The organism is Yoonia vestfoldensis SKA53 (genome assembly GCF_000152785.1).
In the GTDB taxonomy this organism is placed as follows: Bacteria; Pseudomonadota; Alphaproteobacteria; order Rhodobacterales; family Rhodobacteraceae; genus Yoonia; species Yoonia vestfoldensis_A.
The window spans coordinates 268909-289505 of sequence record NZ_CH672414.1; the positions used below are offsets into that span (position 1 = coordinate 268909).

Genomic DNA, 20597 nt, shown 5'->3' on the forward strand with positions numbered 1-20597 from the left:
TTTACGCACCGCCAAGGCAGGCGGCAAAATCATCGGCCAGTCGGCGCAGCAGGGCTTCGTAAAGCGCTTGGCCACCGTCCAGACCCGCACCGACACCGTCGATCTGTGCTGTGCGCGCACCCGTGCCTTCGGTCACGACGGTGGCCCAACGATCGCCGATTTCGGCGTCGCTTAACACGCAGACAATATTGCTGTCGGCCATCTGGTCACGCAGGCTGGCAACCTGTGCGGGGCCGGGCGTGCGTGCGTCGATGCCCGCAATCGCCCCGGCGGCACTCAGGCCGTAGCGGGCCTCGAAATACTGATAGCCATCATGGGGCAGGATATAGGCGAGACCCGCGAAAGGGGCCAATTGCGCGGCCAGTTCAGCATCCAGCGCCGTCAGGCGGGCAATCGCCGCATCGGCATTGGCGGTATAGGTTGCGGCATTGTCGGGATCAGCGGTGCCAAGCTGATCCGCAATTGCCGCCAGCCAGACCTGCGCGACCGTCGGGTCAAGCCAAGCATGCGGATCGAAATCGCCGTGGTCATGGTCATCATGCCCGTGGTCATCATGCCCATGTTCGTCATGCCCGTGGTCATCATGCCCGTGATCATCATGGTCGTCTTTGTGGTCGTCGTGATCGTCATGCCCGTGGTCGTCCTCGGCAGCTGGCATGATGAATTGCTGGATATCGCGGATCGGCAATCTGTCCCAGCCGGTCACATCCAGCAAGGCGACCTGTGCCGCACTTGGGGCGAGCGTATCGAGAAGATCGCTCAGCCACGGCGTCAGGCTGGGACCGGTCCAGAACACCAGATCGGCTGCGCCCAGTTTGGCGGCATCGCTGGGGCGCATCGCGTAATCATGCGGATCAGCGCCAGCGGGCAGCAAGACATCAGGCGCGCCCAGATCGCCCATGACCTGCGCGGTCAGGCTGTGGACGGGGGCGAAATCGGTCATCACCTGCGGCACCTGGGCAAAGACGGCGGTGGGCGCAAGCGCGCAAAGCGACAAAAAACGAATCATATTGTGGTCCTTGTGGTGATTTCACGCTGCTGCTATATTTGATATGTTATATCATAACAAGGCGTACCCATGTCCCAAGACCCGATGGCCTTTGCCCGCCACGATCATGACAGCTGTATCAGCGTGGCTTTGGCGGCGGCGGATACTGCTTGTGCGGCGCGCAAGGTCCGTATGACCCCCGTCCGGCGGCGGGTGCTCGAAATCCTGTTGGAAAGCCACAGCGCTCTTGGGGCCTATGACGTGCTGGCGCGGCTTGACGCCGAAGGGCTGGGGTCCAAGCCGCCGGTTGCGTATCGCGCGCTGGCCTTTCTGGTGGAACAGGGGTTCGCGCACCGGATCGAGCGGTTGAACGCCTTTATCGCCTGTATGCATCCCGGTGCGGCGCATGATCCGGCCTTCATGATCTGTCGCAAATGCGGCACCGTGGCCGAGGCGCAGGCCAGTTCGCGCAGCCTGACGCAGGCGGCGGCGGCCAACGGGTTCCAGCTGGAACAGACGATGATCGAGGCCGAGGGCATCTGCCCCGCCTGCCAACCGGATGCCGCCGCATGCGCCTGATCGACGCGCGCCATATCGACTTTGGCCATGGTGGCCAAAAGGTCTTGCAGAATGTCAGTATGTCGCTGGACCAAGGCGAGATCGTGACGATTGTCGGCCCCAACGGGTCGGGCAAATCCACGTTGCTGCGCCTGCTGATCGGCGCGCTGACGCCGCAAAAAGGCAGCGTGACCCGCGCGCCCGGCCTGCGCATCGGCTATGTGCCGCAGAAACTGCATATTGACCCGACCCTGCCGATCACCGTGGCGCGGTTTCTGAACCTGCCCAAACCGGTGCCTGCCAAGGCGGCTACTGAGGCCTTGCGCACAGCGGGTGTGGCGGGGTTGGACCACCAGCAAATGTCGCAATTGTCAGGTGGGCAGTTCCAGCGCGTGTTGCTGGCGCGGGCGATCCTTGCGAATCCGCATGTGCTGATGCTGGATGAAGCGACCCAAGGGCTGGACCAGCCCGGATCTGCCGCGTTTTACCGCCAGATCGCCGCGGTGCGCCAAGACCTTGGCTGCGCCGTGCTGATGGTCAGCCATGAATTGCATGTGGTGATGAGCGCGTCCGACAGGGTGATCTGCCTCAATGGCCATATCTGCTGTGAAGGCACGCCCGAAGTCGTGACCGCAGCACCCGCTTATCGTGAATTGTTCGGCACCGGCACGGGTGGCGCGCTGGCGCTTTACCGGCATGAACATGACCACGATCACAGCCATCATCATCATCATCATCATCCAGAGGCGGCAGAATAATGCTGGATGATTTTTTGTTGCGCGCGGCGCTGGCTGCTGTTGGTACGGCGGTTGCGGCGGGCTTGCTTGGCTGTTTCGTGGTCTGGCGGCGGATGGCCTATTTTGGCGATGCGACCGCCCATGCCGCCGTACTGGGCGTGGCGCTGGCGTTATTATTTGGCACTTCGATCACGCTGGGTGTGGGCATTGTTGCGTTGTGCATGGCGGTGCTGATCCACAGCCTGAGCGGGCAGGCGGTTGCTGTCGATACGATTCTGGGCGTGCTGGCCCATGGCGCGCTGGCGCTGGGGCTGGTGGCGGTGACGCTGGTGCCAGGGCAGCGGATTGACCTTGACGCCTATCTGTTCGGCGATGTGCTCAGCGTCACCCGTGCCGATCTGGCGGTGATCTGGGGTGGTGGCGTGCTGCTGGTCGGGGTGTTGTGGTGGCAATGGTCCGCGATGCTGACCGCGACGCTGAACCCTGATCTGGCCCATGCGGCGGGAATTAACCCGCGCCGCCAGCAATTGATCCTGACGGTGCTGGTCGCTGCTGTTGTGGCGGTCGCGATCAAGGTTGTCGGGGCCTTGCTGATCACCGCGCTGCTGATCATTCCGGCGGCATCAGCGCGCAGTTTTGCCAGCACGCCGGAACGGATGGCGTTTTTCGCCATGGCGATCGGGGCGCTGTCGGCCTTGGGCGGGCTGCGGCTGGCGGTGCATTTCGACACGCAGGTTGGCCCGTCGATCATCTGCGTGGCGGTGCTGATCTTTGCTGTCAGCCGGGTCGGCAAGCATTTGCCGCGTCTGCCTATCTAGCTGCCCTGTGGCAGTGCCGAAAAACTTTCAAGCCTCCGGCGGGGATATTTACGCTCGGAAGATGTAGTCAGACATCGAGCCAGATTGTGACCGGCCCGTCATTGACCAGTGCCACCGCCATATCCGCGCCGAATGATCCTGTGGCGGTCGGGATGTCCAAGGTACCGATGTCGGCGATGAATTGGTCATAAAGCGCGCGGCCCTGATCGGGGCTGGCGGCGGCGGAAAAACCGGGACGGTTGCCGCGTGATGTGTCGGCGGCCAGCGTGAACTGGCTGACGATCAGGGCGGACCCGCCTGTGTCCAGCAGGCTTTGGTTCATCTTGCCATCGGCGTCCTTGAAGATGCGCAGCTTGGCGATCTTGGCGGCAAGGCTGGCGGATGCGTCAGGCGTGTCGCCCGCCATCGCGCAGACAAGGATCAAAAGGCCCTGTCCGATTTGGCCGATCACTGCGCCATCCACGCTGACGCTGGCGGTGCTGACGCGTTGGACCAGCGCCCTCACAGCTCGGACGCCCAGGGCGGGTTGGCACCCGCGCGGCTGACGGTGATGGCGGCGACCCTTGCGCCGAAGGCCGCAGCGCGCGCGAGCACATCGCCGTCAGCCAGCGCAATGGCGGATTTGGTCAGCAGCCCCTGCGCGTCCAGATAAGCCAGAAACCCTGCGCTGAACGTATCGCCGGCACCCACGGTATCGACCACATCGGCCTTGACGGCAGGCACGTCGAAACTGCCTGCCGCTGTGATGACAGTCACGCCATCCGCACCGCGCGTTAGCAACATGACGGCGGCACCGGTGGCGGCGCGCAGGGCTACGGCGTCGGTATTGCCAGTGATCCAAGCCAGATCCTCGTCCGAGATCTTGATGATATCGGCCCGCGCCAGCATCCGGTCCAGCCGCGCGCGATAGGCGGGTTCATCCTTGATGAAACCGGGGCGGATATTGGGGTCGATCATGATCACCGCGCGCGGTGCTTCGCGCAGCATCAACGCCTCATAGGCGGCGGCACAGGGTTCCACGACCAGCGAGATGCCGCCAAAAAATACAGCGTCTGCCCGTGTATCCGGCAGATCAGCGGGTGCCAGCATCCGGCCTGCGGTATTTTCATCATAGAACGCATAGGCGGCATGGCCGTTCGTCAGCGTCACGAAAGCCAGCGTCGTGGGCCGGTCGCTGATCGCGGCGGGGCTGGCATCGACGCCAGAGGCATGCAGCTGGTTGCGCAGGATGGTGCCGAAGAGATCCGATGACAGGCCGGAAAAGAATTGCACCGGCGCACCGAGCCGCCCGAGTGCGATGGCCGTGTTGAACACCGCGCCGCCAGCATGGGGAGCGAAACAGGCCTCTTCTCCCGCTTGGCGCGGCAACATGTCGATCAGGGCTTCACCGCAACACAGGATCATCTTATCACTTTCAGACTATTGGCTGTTAGCGATAACAAATCCTGCGCCCGCTGCCAAGATCACACCGATAACCACCGCAAAGGCGATCTTCCATGCCGAATAGGGCCGTTCGCCCTGCACCCGTCCGGTGCGTCCGTTGACCACGAATTGGTAACTTTGTCCGCGGTATTTATAGGCAGCCAGCCAGATTGGCAGCAGGATATGTTTGAAGGTCACATCGCTGATCTGCGTATCGATCTGACCGATCCTTTGATCGTCGCCGCCGATGTCGTATTTCACATCGCGCGCGATCATCCGGTCCATATAGCCGCGCGCCTGTGTAAACCCGTCTTCGAGCGCGATCTGGTAGCCTTCGGCGCGGAAACCGGCAAGGTAATCGGGCTTGTAGGGTTCAACTGCGCTGAGGTCCCACGGTTCCAGCCCGTCGGTGTGCCGTTTTGGCAGGGATGTGGAGGCCAGCACCAGCACATCGTCGAAAAACCGCGCGACCTGCCCTGACACGGCGCGCCAGCGGGTCTTGCGGATGCGGACCTGTGTGGCCTTGCCGTTACGCATCACGGTCTGGGTGACGTAATAATGCGTGCCGCGTTGGCCGGTATAGCGGCTGGCGGTCGCGGCATCGAAGGTCCAGTAAGGCACATAGATGCCGGTCATCTGCCGCCCCTTGCGCGCGTAATCCTGCAATCCGTTTGGCGCGAACCACAGGCGGCCCAGCCAGTCGTTCATCGCCTTGTGCGCGGTGGATTCATCCAGCGCAAAGGGCAACAGCCCCGCAGGCTTGATATGCCGGTGGGTGCCAGTGTCGCTGACCACGGGGCTGGCGCAAAACGGGCATTGCGTGGCGTGGATATCGGGGTCGAATTCAAACTGCGCGCCGCAACTGTCGCAGGCGACGATGCGGGTGATCTCGAGATCGGCCTGCGGCAGGCGCTGGGCCAAGGCGCGCTTGAAATCCAGTTCCTTGATGCTGCCGGTAAGGTTGGTCTGCGGCATGGCTTGGGTGGTGCCGCAATGTTGGCAGACAAGCTGGTTGGTCTGCGGATCGAACCGCATATTCGCACCGCAGGCATCGCAAGCAAAGCGGTGATCGACGGGGGTGGTCGGGGGCATAGAATTCGGGGTCATAGAATCTTGTGCATGAAACGCGGCAGCATCATGCGCAGGGCGTTGTCATACAGCACATTATGCCGCCAGAAATGGAACAACCCGTGAAATGTGCCGACCATCAAAAGCACGAGCAGGCTGTTCCACGCCAGATCAAGACTGGCAAAGCCCAACAGCGCCGCTGCGTTGATCGCCACACTGGCTGCCATCACGCCGTAAAGGCCACGGTGCATCCATGGATAGGCCATGCGCAGCGTGCCTTGCAGCTTTGGCCCCGGTTTGCCCAGCATGCCGCGCATGGCGGTCATTGCCAGCCAGACGGTCCCCGCCCCGACAAAGGCCCAGCGCAGGATTTCATTTGCGCTGCCGCCCTTGATCATGGCCAAAAGCATCATGACCATCGACCAATGCAGCAAGATTGTCAGACGGCGTTGGGTCATCTGCGGGTCATGCGCCGGGCGGGGGAGGTGGCATCACGGTGAAGAGTTGCGCCAGTTCGGTCACATCCTCGGCGGTCATCCAACCATCCTGCCCTTGGGTCCAGACCATGCTGGCGCGGGTCAATGTGCCGTCGGTCACCTTGCGGCCCATTGCTGCCTTGGAATAAGGGCCGCTGACCTGTCCGCCTTCCGCGATGTGCCAGACATGTTCGACAGGCGGTGGCGGGGCAGGGGGCGGCGTGACCGGCCCCCAAGGTCCTGTCTGCGGATTGGCCATTTGCATGCCAAGGGCGGCGCCCATGCCCATGCCCATCGCCTGCCCTGCGGCCGCGTTTTCGGTGGCCATCGCCTCGGCGGCTTTGTATTTCAGATGATCGTCCAGATTGCCCGCGATCCCGCGCGAGGTGCGCGCATCCAGCGCCTTTTCCACCGCGGGCGGCAGGCTGATGTTTTCGATATAGAGTTCGGGCAGCGACAGGCCGTAGTTTTTCAGCGTGGGATCAATGGCACCCGCCACCAGCTTGCCCAGATCGGCGGTGTTGGCCGCCATGTCGAGTGCCGGAATACCTGACGCCGCCAGCGCGCGGCTGAATTCCTGCACGATGACGTTGCGGATCTGATAGCTGATTTCATCCATCGTAAATTCGCCATCGGTGCCGACGATTTCGCGCAGGAACAGGGCCGGATCGGCCACGCGGACCGTATAAGTGCCAAAGGCGCGCAGGCGGGTCGGCCCGAATTCGGGATCGCGCAGCATGATCGGGTTCTTGGTGCCCCATTTGAGGTTGGAAAACCGCGTCGTGTTGACGAAATAGATCTCCGATTTGAACGGGCTTTTGAACCCGTGATCCCAATGTTGCAGGCTGGTCATCACCGGCATGTTGTTGGTTTCGAGCATGTAAAGGCCGGGGGTGAATACATCGGCCAGCTGGCCTTCGTGGACAAACACGGCGGCTTGCCCTTCGCGCACCGTCAGTTTGGCGCCGTATTTGATTTCATGGCCGTGACGTTCGAACCGCCAGACCATCGTGTCGCGGGTGTTGTCGGTCCAGTGGATGACGTCGATGAACTGGCCGGACAAAAAATCGAAAATGGACATGGGCGGTTTTCCTTAAATTGGGCGTCAACTGGCCCCTGCGGCGATCAGGTCGCGCGCGATGTCGGCGGCGATCGGGGCGGCGGTGGCGGGGGGCATGCCGGCGGCAAGGCGGGGGTCATAAAGGATGCGCAGCAGCAAGCCATCATGCCGCGTCAGCAGCGCGAATTCCTCGCTGTCGTTGAAGATCGAAGGGCGCGCGGTGTCGCTATCATTGGCAAGCCCCATGCCTTGGGCCAGTTCCTCGTGGATACAGGCGGCGCGTATCAGGCTGGGATGTTCGGCGCGGATCACCACGACGGCCTGCGCATAGCCGGACTGGCCGGGCGGGAATACCCCAGCGACAAGGCATAATTGGTCGCGGGGCAGGTTGATGATGCCACGCAATGTCGCGCCAGAGATATTTGGCACCAAGGCGCGGATCAGGGGCGCGGCCGCGCGGCGGTCATCCTCGTCCAGAAACAGGACGTGGAAATTGGGGTTGTCGTCGCTTTGGCGGATTGGCACGCCGGTCAGGCGTGACAGGCGCCCGGCAAAGGCCGCTACGCTGGTGCGGTCCTGATCGCGCTGGGCCAGCGGCACGGTATCGCTGAATAGCACATTCATCCGGATCGGCTGTTGCCACCGGCGCAGAGTGCTGGCGCCTTGCCGGTAGACGGAAAAATCGCTGTTATCCGCATATTCGGTGGCAAGGGCGATCTGCGCGAAATTCCGCGCCAGCATCGTGTCGGTATAGGGCGTGTCGGCTGCGCCACCATCGCTGCGCAGCAGGTTCTGTGTCAGCATCTGTGTCTGCAAATTGGCGTAATGGGCCATCAGGGCGCGGCTGGTCAGGCTGGGGTCGCGCAACACAGGTTGGTCAGGCCCGGCAATGGGGGGCTCTGGCAGCGTGACAGGCTCTGGCGCAGGCGCAGCGGCGCATCCGGCCAGAACCGCCGCGAAAATGGCCAGCGCCAGTGATTGCCGGGCCGGGGTCCTCATTGCCTAGGCGCGACCTGTGGCGATGCCGATACTGTCGCCGCCGCCGGTTTTGCGCGCGCGCGCCGCTGACAGGGTCTGTTTCAGCTCTTCTTCCATCTTTTGCATTTCGGCCTCGGCCTCGGCGCGTTTACGCTTGCCTTCGTCCGCGATTTCCAGACTTTCGTTGATTGTGGCGATCAGATTGGCATTCGCGGCCTTGACGGCGTTGATGTCGAACACGCCGCGTTCCATTTCGGTGCGGATGATCTTGTTGGCGTCGCGCAGGTTCTGCGCATTGGCGGTCAGCAATTCATTGGTCAGGTCATTGGCCGCGCGCACGGCTTTTGCCGCCTCGCTTGACCGCTGGATCGTCACCGCCTGCGCCAGCTGGGTTTCCCACAAAGGCACCGTGTTTACCAAGGTCGAATTGATCTTGGTCACCAAGGATTTGTCGTTTTCCTGCACCAGCCGGATGGATGGCAGCGATTGCATCGTCACCTGACGGGTCAGTTTCAGGTCATGCACGCGGCGTTCCAGATCGTCGCGGGCAGACCGCAGATCGCGCAATTCCTGCGCCTTCATCATCGCTGCATCTTCGGGGGCGGCTGCGACTTCGGCCTCTTTTGCGGGGATGGTCGTGGCATCCAGCTCGGCCAGTTTTGCCGCGCCTGCCGCGATATAAAGCCCCAGTTCAGTATAGAATTGCAGCGTCTTGTCATAGAGCATGTCAAGGCTTTCGATATCTTTCAGCAGCACATGTTCATGGCGCAAAAGATCATCGGTGATCTTGTCGATCTGGCCTTGGACCTCTTCGAAACGGGCGGTGAATTTGGCGATCGGTGCGGCGCGCCCGATCAGCTTTTCCCACCATGTCCGGTCGCGGCGCACGTCGAGTTCCGACACCGAAAATCCCCGGATCGTGGTGACCATATTGCGCAGGCTGTCACCGGCGGGGCCGACATCCTTGTTGCGCACACCGGCCAGCATGCTTTGGCTGATCGCCTGCAAATCGGTCTGGGCGGATGCGCCGAAGGACACGATGGAATTGGTATCCCCGATACTGATTTCGGCCATGCGGCGGGTGATTTCCGTCTTGGTCGGCGCATCGGCGCTGTCCAGCACGATCAGATCGCGGGGCAGGTCGGGCAACACCACGGCTGTGACCTTTTCAACATCGGCGACTGCCTTGGCGGCCTGTTCACGGGTAAATTCTGACATCACTCGTTCCCTTTTGTTTTCAGGCTTACGCCCTCTCGCTGCAACCGGTCCCGCAGCACGTTGATTTCAATATCCATGTCGGCATGGTCATCCACCAGTATCTTTTCGGTACGGGCGGCAAAGTTCTGCTCAAGATCGGTCAACAAAGATTCGTATTTGGCGCGCGCTGTGGTGTCATTGGTATGGCGATACAGGGCCACAAACTTGGCCGTCGCGTCACGCGCCCCCATCAGATAGACGCCCAGATAGCGGCGTACGCTGGTCAGATCGCGGGGGTCGGCCTCGACCGTGGCGATCATGTGCCGCGCGGTTTGCTGAAATATGGCGACCCGAGCGATCAGGCGGCGGTCGTTCAGGCTGGCGATGGTGGTGGTCATCTGGGCCAAATGTGCCTCGGCCTCGTCCACCACCCGCGCGACCCGGTCTTGTTGAAACCGGTCCAGTCCCGCGACCTGTTTGTCGGCCAAAGGGTCGATCCCGAAAGCCGCGACATGCAGCGCAAGCGCGGCCACCCCATATAGCGCCGACCCCATGATGTCGCTGTCGCCGGTCAGGGCCGCAAGCGCCACGCCAAGCCCGGTCAACGCCGAGGCCAGTATCTTGCGCGGCAGCATAGGGCGGCGCGCGATCTTGCGCGCGTCATAGGCGGCCTGTGCGCGCAGGCCTTCCTGCAACAGCCACGCGGCCAGCGTCAGAACCCCCGCACCGGCCAAAGCAGTGACCAGCGCCGCGGGGCCAGCACCCAATGATGTGACCACCAACACAATCGGCGGGGCATATAAAAGACGTCCGCGCGATCCCGCCGCCTTGATCCGCACCGGATCGACCGCAGCGGCGCGCGGCTGGGGTGCGGCCGCGTCGGGGCTGAACCTGCCACCAAACCGCCGTGCCATCAGGCCGAGCCCAGCCAGCCGCTTGTCACACCGAACATCAGCACGACCAATACGATATAGGAAATCCGGCGAAACGGGGCTGGCATCGGCTCTGGGTCCTTGTCTGCGGCACCACCCGCCATCACGCGCACAGCCCCCAGCACAGCCAGAAAGCCCAGCGCCAGAACGGCGACAAAGCTCAGCAGCAGGATCAGACGCAGCATGGCAATGGTACTCCTGTCATGGTTGATTACCAGATAGGAAACATCGCAGCCGATTACGAGAGTTTTACATCAAATCGCAGCGTGAAACGCTCAGCCCTGCCGTTTTTTGCCGGTAACGGGCCGGTTGACCGGCTTGCGGACCCGTGTGGGTTTGGCGCTGTCCTTGCCCAGATCCTTATCGCTCAACCCCAGCTGGTCGCGCACCACGCGGCCCTTGACCTCTTCGACGGCGCCGGCCTCCAGGTTGCCCAGCTGGAACGGGCCATAGCTGACACGGATCAGGCGGTTTACGGTCACGCCGATCGCCTCCATCGCGCGGCGGATCTCGCGGTTCTTGCCTTCACGCAGGCTGACCGTTAGCCAGGCATTTGCGCCCTGCTGGCGGTCAAAGGTCACGATCATCGGCTGATACCGGATACCGTCCACCGTGATGCCCGCGCGCAATTGTTCCAGCCGCGCCTCGCTGACCGATCCATTGATGCGCACGCGATAGCGGCGCAACCAACCGGTACTGGGCAATTCCAAGCGCCGTTTGACGCCGCCGTCATTGGTCAACAACAACAAGCCTTCGGAATTCAGGTCCAGCCGGCCGACCGACATCACCCGTGGCATGTCTTCGGGCAAAGACGCAAAGACCGTTGGGCGGTCCTTTTCGTCGCGCTCGGTTGTCACAAGGCCGGCAGGCTTGTGATACAGCCAGATGCGCGGGGCCTCGGGCGCGCGCATGGCCTTGCCATCCACCACGATCCGGTCGGCATCGGTGACATTCAGCGCAGGGCTGGTGATGACCTTGCCGTTCACGCTGACGCGGCCTTCGGTGATCATGCGTTCAGCGTCACGGCGGCTTGCGACACCGGCACGCGACAGGACTTTGGCGATCCGGTCGCCCTGGGGTGTATCATTGCTCATCGCGCACCCTTAGCCGCTTTGATCGGCCCTTGCCAGAGATTGCGCGCGCAGGCATCACTCAGCCATGGTTTTTCGCTCGCATATGGATATCGCACTGACCGAGGCGCGCGCCGCCGCCGCCCGCGGCGAGGTGCCGGTCGGTGCCGTGATCACGCAGGATGGCGCGATCATCGCGCAGGCGGGCAACCGCACACGCGAATTGAACGACCCGACCGCGCATGCCGAAATGCTCGCGATCCGCGCCGCCTGTGCCGCCTTGGGGCAAGAACGGCTGACGGGCTGCGATCTTTACGTCACGCTTGAACCTTGCCCGATGTGCGCCGCCGCTATCAGCAATGCGCGCATTGCGCGGCTTTACTACGCCGCAGCCGACCCCAAATCGGGCGGCGTGGCCCAAGGCCCGCGCATCTTCACCCATCCGCAATGCCACCACCGGCCCGATGTCTATGACGGCATCAGCGCCACAGCGGCCGAACAGCTCTTGCGCGATTTCTTCGCCGCAAAACGCTGATCGCATCTTCTTATTTCCAAAAATACTCCCGCCGGAGGCATAAAAGTTTTTCCACCCCGCCCCTGAAAGGCCCCCCATGGACTGGCACAGCCATATCGACGCCTATTGCGAAAGGATCGACCCCGGGTTCTGGTCCGAACCGATCAACGCGCTGACCAATCTGGCCTTCCTTGTGGCCGCCCTTTGGGTCTGGCCACGCACAGCGGGGCTGCCACTGGCGCGTGCTTTGGCCGCGATCGTGTTTGCCATCGGGATTGGCAGCTTGCTGTTTCACACTTTCGCGACACTTTGGTCCGCGCTCATGGATGTCGTCCCCATCGGGGCCTTCATCCTGCTTTATCTTTTCGCCGTGCATCGTGACGTGATCGGGCTGGGGCTTTGGTCTGCCTTGGGGGCGACGGCGCTGTTTATCCCCTTTGCCGCGATCATGGTGCCGCTGTTGGGGATGCTGCCGTTTTTCGGCATTTCCGCCTTTTACTGGACCGTGCCGATCCTGCTGGTGATCTACGCGCTGGCCTTGCGCAAAACGCCCCAGATCACGCGCGGGTTCCTGACGGGGGCTGTGCTGCTGGCGTTGTCGATCAGCGCGCGGTCGGTTGATGAAACCCTGTGCAATCTCCTGCCTTTTGGCACTCATTTCCTGTGGCATGTCTTCAATGCAGTGATGCTGGCATGGATGATCCTTGTTTACCGCCGCCATATGCTTGCGGGCGCGGCCCGAGACCGCTAAACGCGCAGGAAGATTGCACCGGAGAGTTCTGCCAATGTCGATTGATACCGAAACCGCCCGCCGCGTGGCCAAGCTTGCCCGCATCGAGGTTGCCGAAGAGGCGCTGCCCGCGCTCGCCTCTGAATTCAACGCGATCCTCGGGTTCATCGAACAATTGAACGAGGTTGATGTCGACGGCGTCGAGCCGATGACCTCTGTCACGCCACAGCGGCTGACACGCCGCGCTGATGTGGTGACCGACGGCAACCAACAGGCCGCCGTGCTGAAAAACGCGCCCGATGCGCGCGAAGGATTTTTTGCCGTGCCAAAGGTGGTAGAATAATGTCCGATCTGACCAAACTGACCATCGCCGGTGCCCGCGACGCCATGCGCAAAGGCGATGTCACCAGCGCCGAGATTACGCAGGCCTGCCTGACCGCCATCGAGGGTGCCGATGCCTTGGGTGCTTTCGTGCATAAAACCCCTGAGATCGCATTGGCGCAGGCGCAGGCCGCCGATGCGCGGATCAAGGCGGGGGATGCCCCCGCGATGTGTGGCATCCCGCTGGGGATCAAGGATTTGTTCTGCACCAAGGGTGTGCCGTCGCAGGCCGCGTCCCGCATCTTGGAAGGCTTCAAGCCGGAATACGAATCCACCGTCACTGGCAAGCTGTTCGATGCCGGTGCCGTGATGCTGGGCAAGCTGAACATGGACGAATTCGCCATGGGCTCGTCCAACGAAACATCCGTCTACGGGCCAGCGATCAACCCTTGGAAGGTCGACGACCGCAACCTGACGCCCGGTGGCTCTTCGGGCGGGTCGGCCAGCGCTGTTGCTGCTGACCTCTGCCTTGCCGCGACCGGCACCGATACCGGCGGGTCGATCCGCCAGCCTGCGGCCTTTACCGGCATCACCGGTTTGAAACCGACCTATGGGCGCGTGTCGCGCTGGGGCATCGTGGCCTTTGCCTCGTCGCTGGATCAGGCGGGACCGATGACCAAGGACGTGCGCGATTGCGCCATCATGTTGCAGGCGATGTGCGGCCATGACGCCCGTGACAGCACCAGCGCCGATCTGCCTGTGCCGGATTTCGAGGCGGCCCTGACCGGCGACATCAAGGGCAAGACCATCGGCATCCCCCGCGAATACCGGATGGATGGCACCCCCGCCGAAATTGAAAAGCTTTGGTCCGACGGCACCGCGATGCTGCGCGACGCCGGCGCCAAGATCGTCGATATCAGCCTGCCGCATACAAAATACGCGCTGCCCGCCTATTACGTCATCGCCCCGGCCGAGGCGTCTTCGAACCTTGCGCGCTATGACGGCGTGCGTTTTGGCCACCGCGCGAAACTGGGCGCAGGCGACGGCATTACGCAGATGTATGAAAAGACCCGCGCCGAAGGCTTTGGCCCAGAGGTGCAGCGCCGTGTCATGGTCGGCACCTATGTGCTGTCGGCGGGGTTCTATGATGCCTATTACAACCGCGCGCGCCGGGTGCGGACCCTGATCAAGCGGGACTTTGACGATGCCTTTGCCGCCGGTGTCGATGCGATCCTGACGCCTGCGACGCCGTCTGCGGCCTTTGGCATCGGGGAAATGGCGGATGCGGACCCGATCAAGATGTATCTCAACGATGTGTTCACCGTCACCGTGAACCTTGCCGGTCTGCCCGGCATCGCGGTGCCCACTGGGCGCGACGCGCAGGGGCTGCCGCTGGGGCTGCAATTGATTGGACGCCCGTGGGAAGAGGCAGAATTGCTCAACATCGCCTACCGGCTGGAAACGGCGGCAGGCTTTGTGGCCAAGCCCGCCAAGTGGTGGTAGTTTCGATTGGGTGAAATCAGGTGATATGGGTGTGGATGGCATGAAAACAGGTCTCTTGATCTTGGTCGGTGCGCTTGTTCTGTCAGCCTGCGCACAGCAGCAATTCGACCGCCCGCGCGGCGTCGGTTTTGATGACCTGTCGAATTTCGATACCGACCGCGCCCGCCGCGAGGCGGCATTGGCAGGGGCGGTCGATCCTTTCGCGCCGCCACCGGCCGTACAATCCACCCCGATCGGCCCTGTTGGCGGTGTGATAGCTGCCAGCGATCTTGCTGCGGCAGGTATCGGCCAAGGCGGCACAGGCGCGCCGCTTGCGTCATCACCTGCGCAGCCTGGTCTTGTGCCGCAGATCGCGACCAATACAGGTATTTCCGACGAACAGGATTTTGATGCTGTCGCCGGGCGTGAAACCATTGAAAGCGACGCACAGCGCCGTCAGGCCGCGATTGCCGCTCAGGAACAGATTGCGCCGCAACCCTTGCCTGAACGCCCCGCAGCCACTGGACCCAATGTCGTGGAATATGCGCTGACCGCCCCCAATGCCAAAGGGCAGGAATGGTACAGCCGGTCGCTTTTGTCCGGTCAGGCGCGGTTCCAGCGCAATTGCGCGGCCTATGCGACGGCGGATGATGCGCAGCGTGATTTCCTTGCCCGCGGCGGGCCGGAACGTGACCGTTTGGGCATCGACCCCGATGGCGACGGTTTTGCCTGCGGCTGGGACCCAGAGCCGTTTCGCCGGGCCGTGCAAAACTGATCCGCGCGGACCGTCAATCGCCCAATTGCGGGCCGCGCCGCGATGGCGCACGGCCTGACATGGTGGTGATTCATTACACCGCCATGGCCAGCGCCGCGGCTGCCTGTGACACGCTGTGTAATCCCGCCACGCAGGTTTCTGCCCATTACCTGATCGTGCAGGATGGCACATTGCTGTCGCTGGTGCCCGAGGACTTGCGCGCATGGCATGCAGGCGCGGGCCGCTGGGGGGCGGTCAGTGATGTGAACAGCCATTCCATCGGGATCGAGCTTGCCAATGACGGGGCCAGCCCCTTTGCCGCCCCTTTGATGGACGCGCTGGAAGATCTGTTGCGTGCGATCATGCCGCGCTGGGATATCCCGCCCGCGCGGGTGATCGGCCATTCCGACATGGCGCCGCAGCGCAAGATCGACCCCGGCCCGCGGTTCGACTGGCGCAGGCTGGCATTGCAGGGCCTGTCGGTCTGGCCGGAAGCAGGGCAGGCTGACCCCGCCGGTTTCGCCGCCGGTATGCGTGCCTTTGGCTATACCGCGACGGATGATCCGGATTTGTTGTTGCAATGCTTTCGCCTGCGGTTCCGGCCTTGGGCGCGCGGCCCGCTGGATGCCACCGATGCGGGCCTGATCGCGGACCTTGCCCGCCGTTTCCCCGTTGACGCGGGCGGGCAGGCTGCCTAACTGGCGCTGCGCGGATGGCTGGATGGCTGCGGGCCTGTCATGGGTTCGAGGAAAGTCCGGACTCCACAAAGCACGGTGCCGGGTAACGCCCGGCGGGGGTAACCCCAGGGAAAGCGCCACAGAGAACAGACTACCTCGTATAGCGGGGAAAAGGTGAAACGGTGGGGTAAGAGCCCACCGCGGGACGGGCAACCGGACCGGCACGGCAAGCCCCACCGGGAGCAATGCCAAATAGGGACCGCGCGCGGTGTTGATCCTGCAAAGGATATCAGCCGCAGGGAGGCTTGAGCCCGAGCGGTCCGGGTTGGCAGCTAGAGAGCGTCTGGCAACAGGCGTTCCAGATGAATGGTCATCCAGGGTGGTTCGCCACCTGGACAGAATCCGGCTTACAGGCCATCCGCGCAATTGATATTCCGACCCGATCAGGACCGGCCCAGACCAGACCAGCGGTATTGCCGTCAGGCCCATGATCCTGCCGCGCAGCCCGGTTGTGGTGACATACACGCGATTGCGTGACACCGGCACTGGGGTAACCGACACACACACCCTTGCGCGCGCGCCCCGTGTTGCGCCTTTGCGCGGGGGGCAGACGGCGCGCTGGCGGGTTACTGGCTATCCACTGCGGCGGTTTCGGCAAGGCGCAGAAAGAAACCGGTGATCTCATCCGGCGTCGTGCGGTCCAATGCGCCAGCCGCGATATCCGATTGTGACCAGATCCACGTCTTGGCGGGATCATGCAGCATCGCCCATTCCCCGAACACGCGGGCATCAGTGGGTTCCGCAACATGGACCGTCACTTCCAGATGGCGGTCATCATGGCTGATCCGGCGGATTGCGTCGCGGACCTTATCCTGAGGCCCTTCGAGCCATTGCAGATAAATATCGGCGCGGCAGATCAATGCGCCGGTGATATCGTCGCGCGCATTGGCCTTGCGCGCCTGCATCAGGATGCTGCTCAGGATCGTTTCGTCAAATCCAAAGGGTTGGGACGTATAGATCGCGCGAAACAAGCTCATTATGGCGTCTTTCCTGTATGATTGCGGCGGATGGTGCAACATGGTGCTATCACGCTATCTGGCGTTATGGGCCGTTACAATGCCTGCCAACGGGGTTGCGGGGTCAACCTCGCCCTCCGGGGGCGGGTGTCAGCAGCAACTTCGCCCTGTTAATCGCCCGTTTGCGGTTGACTCGGCCCCGCTTCGCGGTAAAAGGCAGCTTCAATCATACACCCGTGGGCCCAGCCCCGCGAAGCCGGAGAAGTGAACATGGCGAAGCCAACCACGATCAAGATCCGCCTGAACTCCACCGCGGGGACCGGGCATTTCTATGTGACCAAGAAAAACGCACGCACGATGACCGAAAAGATGGCGATCAAGAAATATGATCCCGTCGTGCGCAAGCATGTCGAATACAAGGAAGGCAAGATCAAGTAATTGATCCAGCCCCTGTGGGACAATCAAAAGGCCGCGCAATTTGCGCGGCCTTTTTGTTTGCGCCACTGGCGCCATCCAGAACAGGGCCATGCACAACAAAAAAGGGCCGGTGTTTCCACCGGCCCCTGTGTTGGCGTTGCCTGCGCTTATTCGCGGTTGCCGAACAATTGCAGCAGGAACATGAACATGTTGATAAAGTTCAGATACAGGCTCAGCGCGCCCATAATTGCGGACTTGCCCAGCCATTCCGCATCGCCATGCGCAGCATGTGCGACATATTCGGTCTTGATCCGCTGGGTGTCATAGGCGGTCAGACCTGCAAAGATCAGCACGCCAAGGATCGAGATCGCGAACATGATCGCGGGCGATTGCAGGAACAGGTTGATGATCATCGCAACCACAATCCCGATCACGCCCATCATCAGGAACGTGCCCCATGCGGACAGGTCCTTTTTGGTGGTGTAGCCGTACAGGCTAAGGCTCGCAAAGGCGATCGAGGTGATCAAAAAGATCTGTGCAATCGACATGCCGGTGAAGGCCACGAAAATCCACGCGATCGACAGGCCCATGACGGCGGCGAAAGCATAGAAAAATGTCTGTGCGGCAGCGGCCGAAAAGCGGTTGATCATGGCGCCAAAGCCAAAGATCATCCCCAATGGCGCGAACATCACGATCCAGCCCAGGATATTGGGTTGCAGCGTGATCGGGTCACGGAACACACCCAGCAGGGCAGGGGCGGTGCCGACGGCCCAGGCCACGGCGAAGGTGATCAGCATGCCCACGGACATCGTGCCGTAGACTTTGCTCATATGGGCGCGAAGGCCCTCGTCGATTGCGGCCGTGCGGACCCCACCGGCCGTGCGAATGGTATCGTATTGAGCCATGTTTCCCTCCAAAAAAAAGACAGCGACGCCGGGGGCGGCATCATTGGTCAACATATTGGCAGGCCCATGTCCATTTTCAAGACTTTCTGTCGCAGCGCGCCCCTATTCCGAGTGTTTTGCGCAAGAATGTCGCACCTGTGGCGCTGTTGGCCTATGCCAGCCAATGGCGGGGGACATCCCAGACCGGTTTGCCCGCCTCTGCCTGTGCGTCGTCAGCGGTGATCCCGATATCGCACAAGATATGCGCATCAAGCGCCGCAAGCGCGCGGCGTTGCCGTGCAAGCTGCGCTGCCTGCATGATCCGTGACCACAAAGGCGGCCGCCGCTTGGTGTCCATGCAGATACCTGCATGTGAAAAACTGGCCATGACATTTCCTTTCCTGATGAATGGCGTCGTTTACATCGTGATGCTTGATATGTACTGGCGCACACGTTATAAGTGAAATGAATGTTTGATAGCTAAACCATCAGGAATGTTGATATGCCGCGCAATCTGGACCTGACCGCGCTGCGGTCTTTCGTGGCGGTCGCTGATACCGGCGGCGTGACCAAGGCGGCGGGCCTGCTGCATCTGACGCAATCGGCGGTGTCGATGCAGCTCAAGCGGTTAGAGGAATCGCTTGATGCGCCACTGCTTGACCGCGCGGGCCGCGGTATCGCGCTGACAGCACAGGGCGAACAATTGCTTAGCTATGCGCGGCGTATGCTGGTGTTGAACGATGAAATCTATGGCAGGCTGACATCCAACGCTTATGAAGGTGAGGTCACCTTGGGCGTGCCGCATGACATCATCTATCCGGTGATCCCGCAGGTTTTGCGCCGCTTTGCCGCCGCTTATCCGCGTATGCGGGTGCAATTATCATCGTCCTTTACCAGCACCCTGCTGGATGAATACCGGCGCGGGGGCATCGACATGATCCTGACGACCGAGGACAGCGTGGGCCAAGATGGCGAAACGCTGACCGCGATCCCGCTGGTCTGGTTGGGCGCGCCGGGCGGGCAGATCTGGAAGGAACGACCCCTGCGGCTGGCCTATGAACATCGCTGCATCTTTCGCGGCTTCGTGCAGCGCCAATTGGACGCGGCGGGTATCTCTTGGGAAATCGCGGTCGAAAGCCATTCCAGCCGCACGATCGAGGCGACAGTCAGCGCCGATCTGGCCGTTCACACGATGCTGGCGGGGGCAGAGCCGCGCCATTTTGAGCGGATCGCGCATGGCGGCGCTTTGCCTGACCTGCGGGATTTCAACGTTAACCTTTACCACGCCGACACCGATAATCCGGTGATCCGCGATCTGGCGGGGTTCATCCGCGACGGGTTTTATACGTTGCAGGCCCCGGCTATGGCGTGATCACGACCTTACCGGTCGATGCACGGCTGCGCATCAGATCCAGCGCCTTTTCCGCCTGCGCCAAGGGCAGGACATGGCTGATATGCGGCTTGAGCCGGCTATCTGCCAGCCAGCCCAGCAGCTCGGCCAGAGAATCGGACAAAAGGTCGGGTCGGAATTTCAGATAGCCGCCCCAATAGAACCCGATCAGGTCTACATTCTTGACCAGCAGGATATTGGCAGGCACCTGCGGGACATCGCCACTGGCAAAGCCGATCACGACATAGCGCGCCTGCGGTCTGCACGCGCCAAGTGCCGCCTTGAACGCATCGCCACCAACAGGGTCATAAACCACATCGGCCCCGCCCAGCGCCTTGACCACGGCCTTGATGTCCTGCGTGTCGCTGTCGATGACGTGATCCGCGCCAGCCGCCTGCGCCACCGCCAGCTTGTCCGCGCCGCGCGCCACGGCGATCACCCGCGCGCCCAACGCCTTGCCGATTTCCACCGCCGTCAGACCGACACCGCCCGCGGCCCCCAACACCAGCAGCGTTTCCCCCTGTTGCAGCCGCGCGCGATGGGTCAGCGCCAGATGCGATGTGCCATAGGCGACCATGAAACCGGCCGCGACCTCGGCGCTCATGCTGTCGGGGACTGGCCGGCACAGGTTTGCGGGAAACACGCCCTGTTCCGCCATGCCGCCCTGACCACCGAAAACCGCAACGCGGGTGCCGATGGCGGGCGTCGTCACGCCGTCACCCAAGGCCGTGACCGTACCGCACACTTCCATGCCCAAGGTAAAGGGTGGCATGGGTGTGTCCTGATATGATCCTTTGGCCATCAGCAGATCAGCAAAGTTCAAACCGCATGCCGCGATATCCAGCAGCACTTCGCCTGGTGCGGGCAGCGGGGCTGCGATATCGACAAGGGCCGGCGGGTTGGTGAAGGAAGACACCTGAAATGCACGCATTGGATCGAATCCTTTTTAATGATATTACTCCAAGGTGTAGCATCGCATGTTGGCGCAATGCGACCGCGCATTGCGGTTGTCCTGTGGTCACCCTATGCATATTACCTGTACTTAAGGGTAGGATGTTAACTGCAACCGTTGCGTGTCAGAAATGAATAGTGGCATTTTCTGGGCACA

The 20597-nt window shown here is 62.1% G+C and carries 26 protein-coding genes and 1 other RNA gene; 12 read left to right on the top strand and 15 right to left on the bottom strand.

What is annotated here, in order from left to right; all coding sequences use genetic code 11:
* Position 1: 1 nt before the first annotated feature.
* On the bottom strand, positions 2-1009 hold the full coding sequence (locus tag SKA53_RS01390; RefSeq protein WP_007204242.1) for a zinc ABC transporter substrate-binding protein: 1008 nt from the start codon (positions 1007-1009) through the stop codon (positions 2-4).
* Positions 1010-1078: 69 nt separating this feature from the next.
* On the opposite strand from SKA53_RS01390, the gene SKA53_RS01395 reads away from it, so the two are divergent.
* The 3 genes from SKA53_RS01395 to SKA53_RS01405 are packed head-to-tail and all read left to right on the top strand — an operon-like array spanning position 1079 to position 3101.
* Entirely contained in the window at positions 1079-1567 is a 489-nt protein-coding gene (locus tag SKA53_RS01395) for a transcriptional repressor (RefSeq protein ID WP_007204243.1), read from the top strand.
* A complete protein-coding gene (locus SKA53_RS01400) occupies positions 1558-2304 on the top strand; it encodes an ATP-binding cassette domain-containing protein (RefSeq protein WP_007204244.1) in 747 nt (248 codons plus the stop codon). The genes SKA53_RS01395 and SKA53_RS01400 overlap by 10 nt, the downstream gene beginning before the upstream one ends.
* Positions 2304-3101, top strand: a complete 798-nt coding sequence (locus SKA53_RS01405) for a metal ABC transporter permease (RefSeq protein ID WP_007204245.1) — start codon at positions 2304-2306, stop codon at positions 3099-3101. The genes SKA53_RS01400 and SKA53_RS01405 overlap by 1 nt, the downstream gene beginning before the upstream one ends.
* Before the next feature lie 67 nt (positions 3102-3168).
* Here SKA53_RS01405 and dtd read toward each other — a convergent pair whose 3' ends face one another.
* The 10 genes from dtd to SKA53_RS01455 all read right to left on the bottom strand — a co-directional run bounded on the left by dtd (position 3169) and on the right by SKA53_RS01455 (position 11328).
* Positions 3169-3606 (bottom strand): D-aminoacyl-tRNA deacylase, encoded by a 438-nt coding sequence (gene dtd, locus SKA53_RS01410; RefSeq protein ID WP_007204246.1) that lies wholly within the window; start codon positions 3604-3606, stop codon positions 3169-3171.
* The gene (locus tag SKA53_RS01415; RefSeq protein WP_007204247.1) at positions 3603-4505 is read right to left on the bottom strand and encodes a carbohydrate kinase family protein; all 903 of its coding nucleotides are present in this window, start codon (positions 4503-4505) and stop codon (positions 3603-3605) included. Before SKA53_RS01415 ends, dtd begins: the two co-directional genes overlap by 4 nt.
* Before the next feature lie 15 nt (positions 4506-4520).
* Positions 4521-5615, bottom strand: a complete 1095-nt coding sequence (locus tag SKA53_RS01420; protein WP_007204248.1) for a hypothetical protein — start codon at positions 5613-5615, stop codon at positions 4521-4523.
* A gap of 11 nt (positions 5616-5626) precedes the next feature.
* A complete protein-coding gene (locus SKA53_RS01425) occupies positions 5627-6049 on the bottom strand; it encodes a hypothetical protein (RefSeq protein ID WP_007204249.1) in 423 nt (140 codons plus the stop codon).
* 7 nt (positions 6050-6056) lie between these two features.
* On the bottom strand, positions 6057-7148 hold the full coding sequence (locus SKA53_RS01430) for an SPFH domain-containing protein (protein ID WP_007204250.1): 1092 nt from the start codon (positions 7146-7148) through the stop codon (positions 6057-6059).
* A 24-nt stretch (positions 7149-7172) separates the two neighbouring features.
* Positions 7173-8126 (bottom strand): DUF2927 domain-containing protein, encoded by a 954-nt coding sequence (locus SKA53_RS01435; protein WP_007204251.1) that lies wholly within the window; start codon positions 8124-8126, stop codon positions 7173-7175.
* Positions 8127-8129: 3 nt separating this feature from the next.
* Complete coding sequence (locus SKA53_RS01440; RefSeq protein WP_007204252.1) at positions 8130-9323, bottom strand: toxic anion resistance protein; 1194 nt, start codon at positions 9321-9323, stop codon at positions 8130-8132.
* The gene (locus tag SKA53_RS01445; RefSeq protein WP_007204253.1) at positions 9323-10216 is read right to left on the bottom strand and encodes a 5-bromo-4-chloroindolyl phosphate hydrolysis family protein; all 894 of its coding nucleotides are present in this window, start codon (positions 10214-10216) and stop codon (positions 9323-9325) included. Before SKA53_RS01445 ends, SKA53_RS01440 begins: the two co-directional genes overlap by 1 nt.
* A complete protein-coding gene (locus SKA53_RS01450) occupies positions 10216-10419 on the bottom strand; it encodes a hypothetical protein (protein ID WP_007204254.1) in 204 nt (67 codons plus the stop codon). Before SKA53_RS01450 ends, SKA53_RS01445 begins: the two co-directional genes overlap by 1 nt.
* A 90-nt stretch (positions 10420-10509) precedes the next feature.
* Positions 10510-11328, bottom strand: a complete 819-nt coding sequence (locus tag SKA53_RS01455) for a pseudouridine synthase (RefSeq protein WP_007204255.1) — start codon at positions 11326-11328, stop codon at positions 10510-10512.
* Between the two features lie 64 nt (positions 11329-11392).
* On the opposite strand from SKA53_RS01455, the gene SKA53_RS01460 reads away from it, so the two are divergent.
* From SKA53_RS01460 to rnpB, 7 genes are all read left to right on the top strand, one after another.
* The gene (locus tag SKA53_RS01460) at positions 11393-11839 is read left to right on the top strand and encodes a nucleoside deaminase (protein WP_007204256.1); all 447 of its coding nucleotides are present in this window, start codon (positions 11393-11395) and stop codon (positions 11837-11839) included.
* A gap of 76 nt (positions 11840-11915) precedes the next feature.
* Entirely contained in the window at positions 11916-12569 is a 654-nt protein-coding gene (locus SKA53_RS01465) for a ceramidase domain-containing protein (protein WP_007204257.1), read from the top strand.
* A 34-nt stretch (positions 12570-12603) separates the two neighbouring features.
* Positions 12604-12891 (top strand): Asp-tRNA(Asn)/Glu-tRNA(Gln) amidotransferase subunit GatC, encoded by a 288-nt coding sequence (gene gatC, locus SKA53_RS01470; protein WP_007204258.1) that lies wholly within the window; start codon positions 12604-12606, stop codon positions 12889-12891.
* On the top strand, positions 12891-14372 hold the full coding sequence (gatA, locus tag SKA53_RS01475) for an Asp-tRNA(Asn)/Glu-tRNA(Gln) amidotransferase subunit GatA (RefSeq protein ID WP_007204259.1): 1482 nt from the start codon (positions 12891-12893) through the stop codon (positions 14370-14372). Before gatC ends, gatA begins: the two co-directional genes overlap by 1 nt.
* A gap of 40 nt (positions 14373-14412) precedes the next feature.
* Complete coding sequence (locus tag SKA53_RS01480; RefSeq protein WP_040483054.1) at positions 14413-15126, top strand: hypothetical protein; 714 nt, start codon at positions 14413-14415, stop codon at positions 15124-15126.
* Positions 15126-15803, top strand: coding sequence for an N-acetylmuramoyl-L-alanine amidase (locus tag SKA53_RS01485; protein WP_347360067.1), 678 nt, complete (start codon positions 15126-15128; stop codon positions 15801-15803). The genes SKA53_RS01480 and SKA53_RS01485 overlap by 1 nt, the downstream gene beginning before the upstream one ends.
* 10 nt (positions 15804-15813) lie before the next feature.
* An RNA gene (gene rnpB / locus SKA53_RS15065) (RNase P RNA component class A) lies at positions 15814-16208 on the top strand.
* 200 nt (positions 16209-16408) lie between these two features.
* Here the strand turns inward: rnpB and SKA53_RS01490 are convergent.
* Entirely contained in the window at positions 16409-16819 is a 411-nt protein-coding gene (locus SKA53_RS01490) for a BLUF domain-containing protein (protein WP_007204263.1), read from the bottom strand.
* A 249-nt stretch (positions 16820-17068) separates the two neighbouring features.
* Here SKA53_RS01490 and rpmG point away from each other — a divergent pair, with 249 nt between their 5' ends.
* Positions 17069-17236: a 50S ribosomal protein L33 gene (gene rpmG, locus SKA53_RS01495; protein WP_007204264.1), complete on the top strand. Its 168-nt coding sequence runs from the start codon at positions 17069-17071 to the stop codon at positions 17234-17236.
* A 146-nt stretch (positions 17237-17382) separates the two neighbouring features.
* Here the strand turns inward: rpmG and SKA53_RS01500 are convergent, their stop codons facing one another.
* Together SKA53_RS01500 and SKA53_RS01505 are read right to left on the bottom strand one after the other, a co-directional pair.
* Positions 17383-18120 (bottom strand): Bax inhibitor-1/YccA family protein, encoded by a 738-nt coding sequence (locus SKA53_RS01500; RefSeq protein ID WP_040483055.1) that lies wholly within the window; start codon positions 18118-18120, stop codon positions 17383-17385.
* A 151-nt stretch (positions 18121-18271) separates the two neighbouring features.
* On the bottom strand, positions 18272-18487 hold the full coding sequence (locus tag SKA53_RS01505; RefSeq protein WP_165474480.1) for a DUF1127 domain-containing protein: 216 nt from the start codon (positions 18485-18487) through the stop codon (positions 18272-18274).
* Positions 18488-18601: 114 nt separating this feature from the next.
* On the opposite strand from SKA53_RS01505, the gene SKA53_RS01510 reads away from it, so the two are divergent.
* Positions 18602-19471, top strand: coding sequence for a LysR family transcriptional regulator (locus tag SKA53_RS01510; RefSeq protein ID WP_007204268.1), 870 nt, complete (start codon positions 18602-18604; stop codon positions 19469-19471).
* Here the strand turns inward: SKA53_RS01510 and SKA53_RS01515 are convergent.
* The gene (locus SKA53_RS01515) at positions 19461-20420 is read right to left on the bottom strand and encodes an NADPH:quinone oxidoreductase family protein (RefSeq protein WP_007204269.1); all 960 of its coding nucleotides are present in this window, start codon (positions 20418-20420) and stop codon (positions 19461-19463) included. The genes SKA53_RS01510 and SKA53_RS01515 overlap by 11 nt on opposite strands.
* Positions 20421-20597 lie beyond the last annotated feature (177 nt).

Bases quoted from the DNA above. Each gene is read 5' to 3' on its own strand.
- SKA53_RS01390 (WP_007204242.1), bottom strand. From the start codon at position 1,009: ATGATTCGTTTTTTGTCGCTTTGCGCGCTTGCGCCCACCGCCGTCTTT.
- SKA53_RS01395 (WP_007204243.1), top strand. From the start codon at position 1,079: ATGTCCCAAGACCCGATGGCCTTTGCCCGCCACGATCATGACAGCTGT.
- SKA53_RS01400 (WP_007204244.1), top strand. From the start codon at position 1,558: ATGCGCCTGATCGACGCGCGCCATATCGACTTTGGCCATGGTGGCCAA.
- SKA53_RS01405 (WP_007204245.1), top strand. From the start codon at position 2,304: ATGCTGGATGATTTTTTGTTGCGCGCGGCGCTGGCTGCTGTTGGTACG.
- SKA53_RS01415 (WP_007204247.1), bottom strand. From the start codon at position 4,505: ATGATCCTGTGTTGCGGTGAAGCCCTGATCGACATGTTGCCGCGCCAA.
- SKA53_RS01420 (WP_007204248.1), bottom strand. From the start codon at position 5,615: ATGCCCCCGACCACCCCCGTCGATCACCGCTTTGCTTGCGATGCCTGC.
- SKA53_RS01425 (WP_007204249.1), bottom strand. From the start codon at position 6,049: ATGACCCAACGCCGTCTGACAATCTTGCTGCATTGGTCGATGGTCATG.
- SKA53_RS01430 (WP_007204250.1), bottom strand. From the start codon at position 7,148: ATGTCCATTTTCGATTTTTTGTCCGGCCAGTTCATCGACGTCATCCAC.
- SKA53_RS01435 (WP_007204251.1), bottom strand. From the start codon at position 8,126: ATGAGGACCCCGGCCCGGCAATCACTGGCGCTGGCCATTTTCGCGGCG.
- SKA53_RS01440 (WP_007204252.1), bottom strand. From the start codon at position 9,323: ATGTCAGAATTTACCCGTGAACAGGCCGCCAAGGCAGTCGCCGATGTT.
- SKA53_RS01445 (WP_007204253.1), bottom strand. From the start codon at position 10,216: ATGGCACGGCGGTTTGGTGGCAGGTTCAGCCCCGACGCGGCCGCACCC.
- SKA53_RS01450 (WP_007204254.1), bottom strand. From the start codon at position 10,419: ATGCTGCGTCTGATCCTGCTGCTGAGCTTTGTCGCCGTTCTGGCGCTG.
- SKA53_RS01455 (WP_007204255.1), bottom strand. From the start codon at position 11,328: ATGAGCAATGATACACCCCAGGGCGACCGGATCGCCAAAGTCCTGTCG.
- SKA53_RS01460 (WP_007204256.1), top strand. From the start codon at position 11,393: ATGGTTTTTCGCTCGCATATGGATATCGCACTGACCGAGGCGCGCGCC.
- SKA53_RS01465 (WP_007204257.1), top strand. From the start codon at position 11,916: ATGGACTGGCACAGCCATATCGACGCCTATTGCGAAAGGATCGACCCC.
- gatC (WP_007204258.1), top strand. From the start codon at position 12,604: ATGTCGATTGATACCGAAACCGCCCGCCGCGTGGCCAAGCTTGCCCGC.
- gatA (WP_007204259.1), top strand. From the start codon at position 12,891: ATGTCCGATCTGACCAAACTGACCATCGCCGGTGCCCGCGACGCCATG.
- SKA53_RS01480 (WP_040483054.1), top strand. From the start codon at position 14,413: ATGAAAACAGGTCTCTTGATCTTGGTCGGTGCGCTTGTTCTGTCAGCC.
- SKA53_RS01490 (WP_007204263.1), bottom strand. From the start codon at position 16,819: ATGAGCTTGTTTCGCGCGATCTATACGTCCCAACCCTTTGGATTTGAC.
- rpmG (WP_007204264.1), top strand. From the start codon at position 17,069: ATGGCGAAGCCAACCACGATCAAGATCCGCCTGAACTCCACCGCGGGG.
- SKA53_RS01500 (WP_040483055.1), bottom strand. From the start codon at position 18,120: ATGGCTCAATACGATACCATTCGCACGGCCGGTGGGGTCCGCACGGCC.
- SKA53_RS01505 (WP_165474480.1), bottom strand. From the start codon at position 18,487: ATGGCCAGTTTTTCACATGCAGGTATCTGCATGGACACCAAGCGGCGG.
- SKA53_RS01510 (WP_007204268.1), top strand. From the start codon at position 18,602: ATGCCGCGCAATCTGGACCTGACCGCGCTGCGGTCTTTCGTGGCGGTC.
- SKA53_RS01515 (WP_007204269.1), bottom strand. From the start codon at position 20,420: ATGCGTGCATTTCAGGTGTCTTCCTTCACCAACCCGCCGGCCCTTGTC.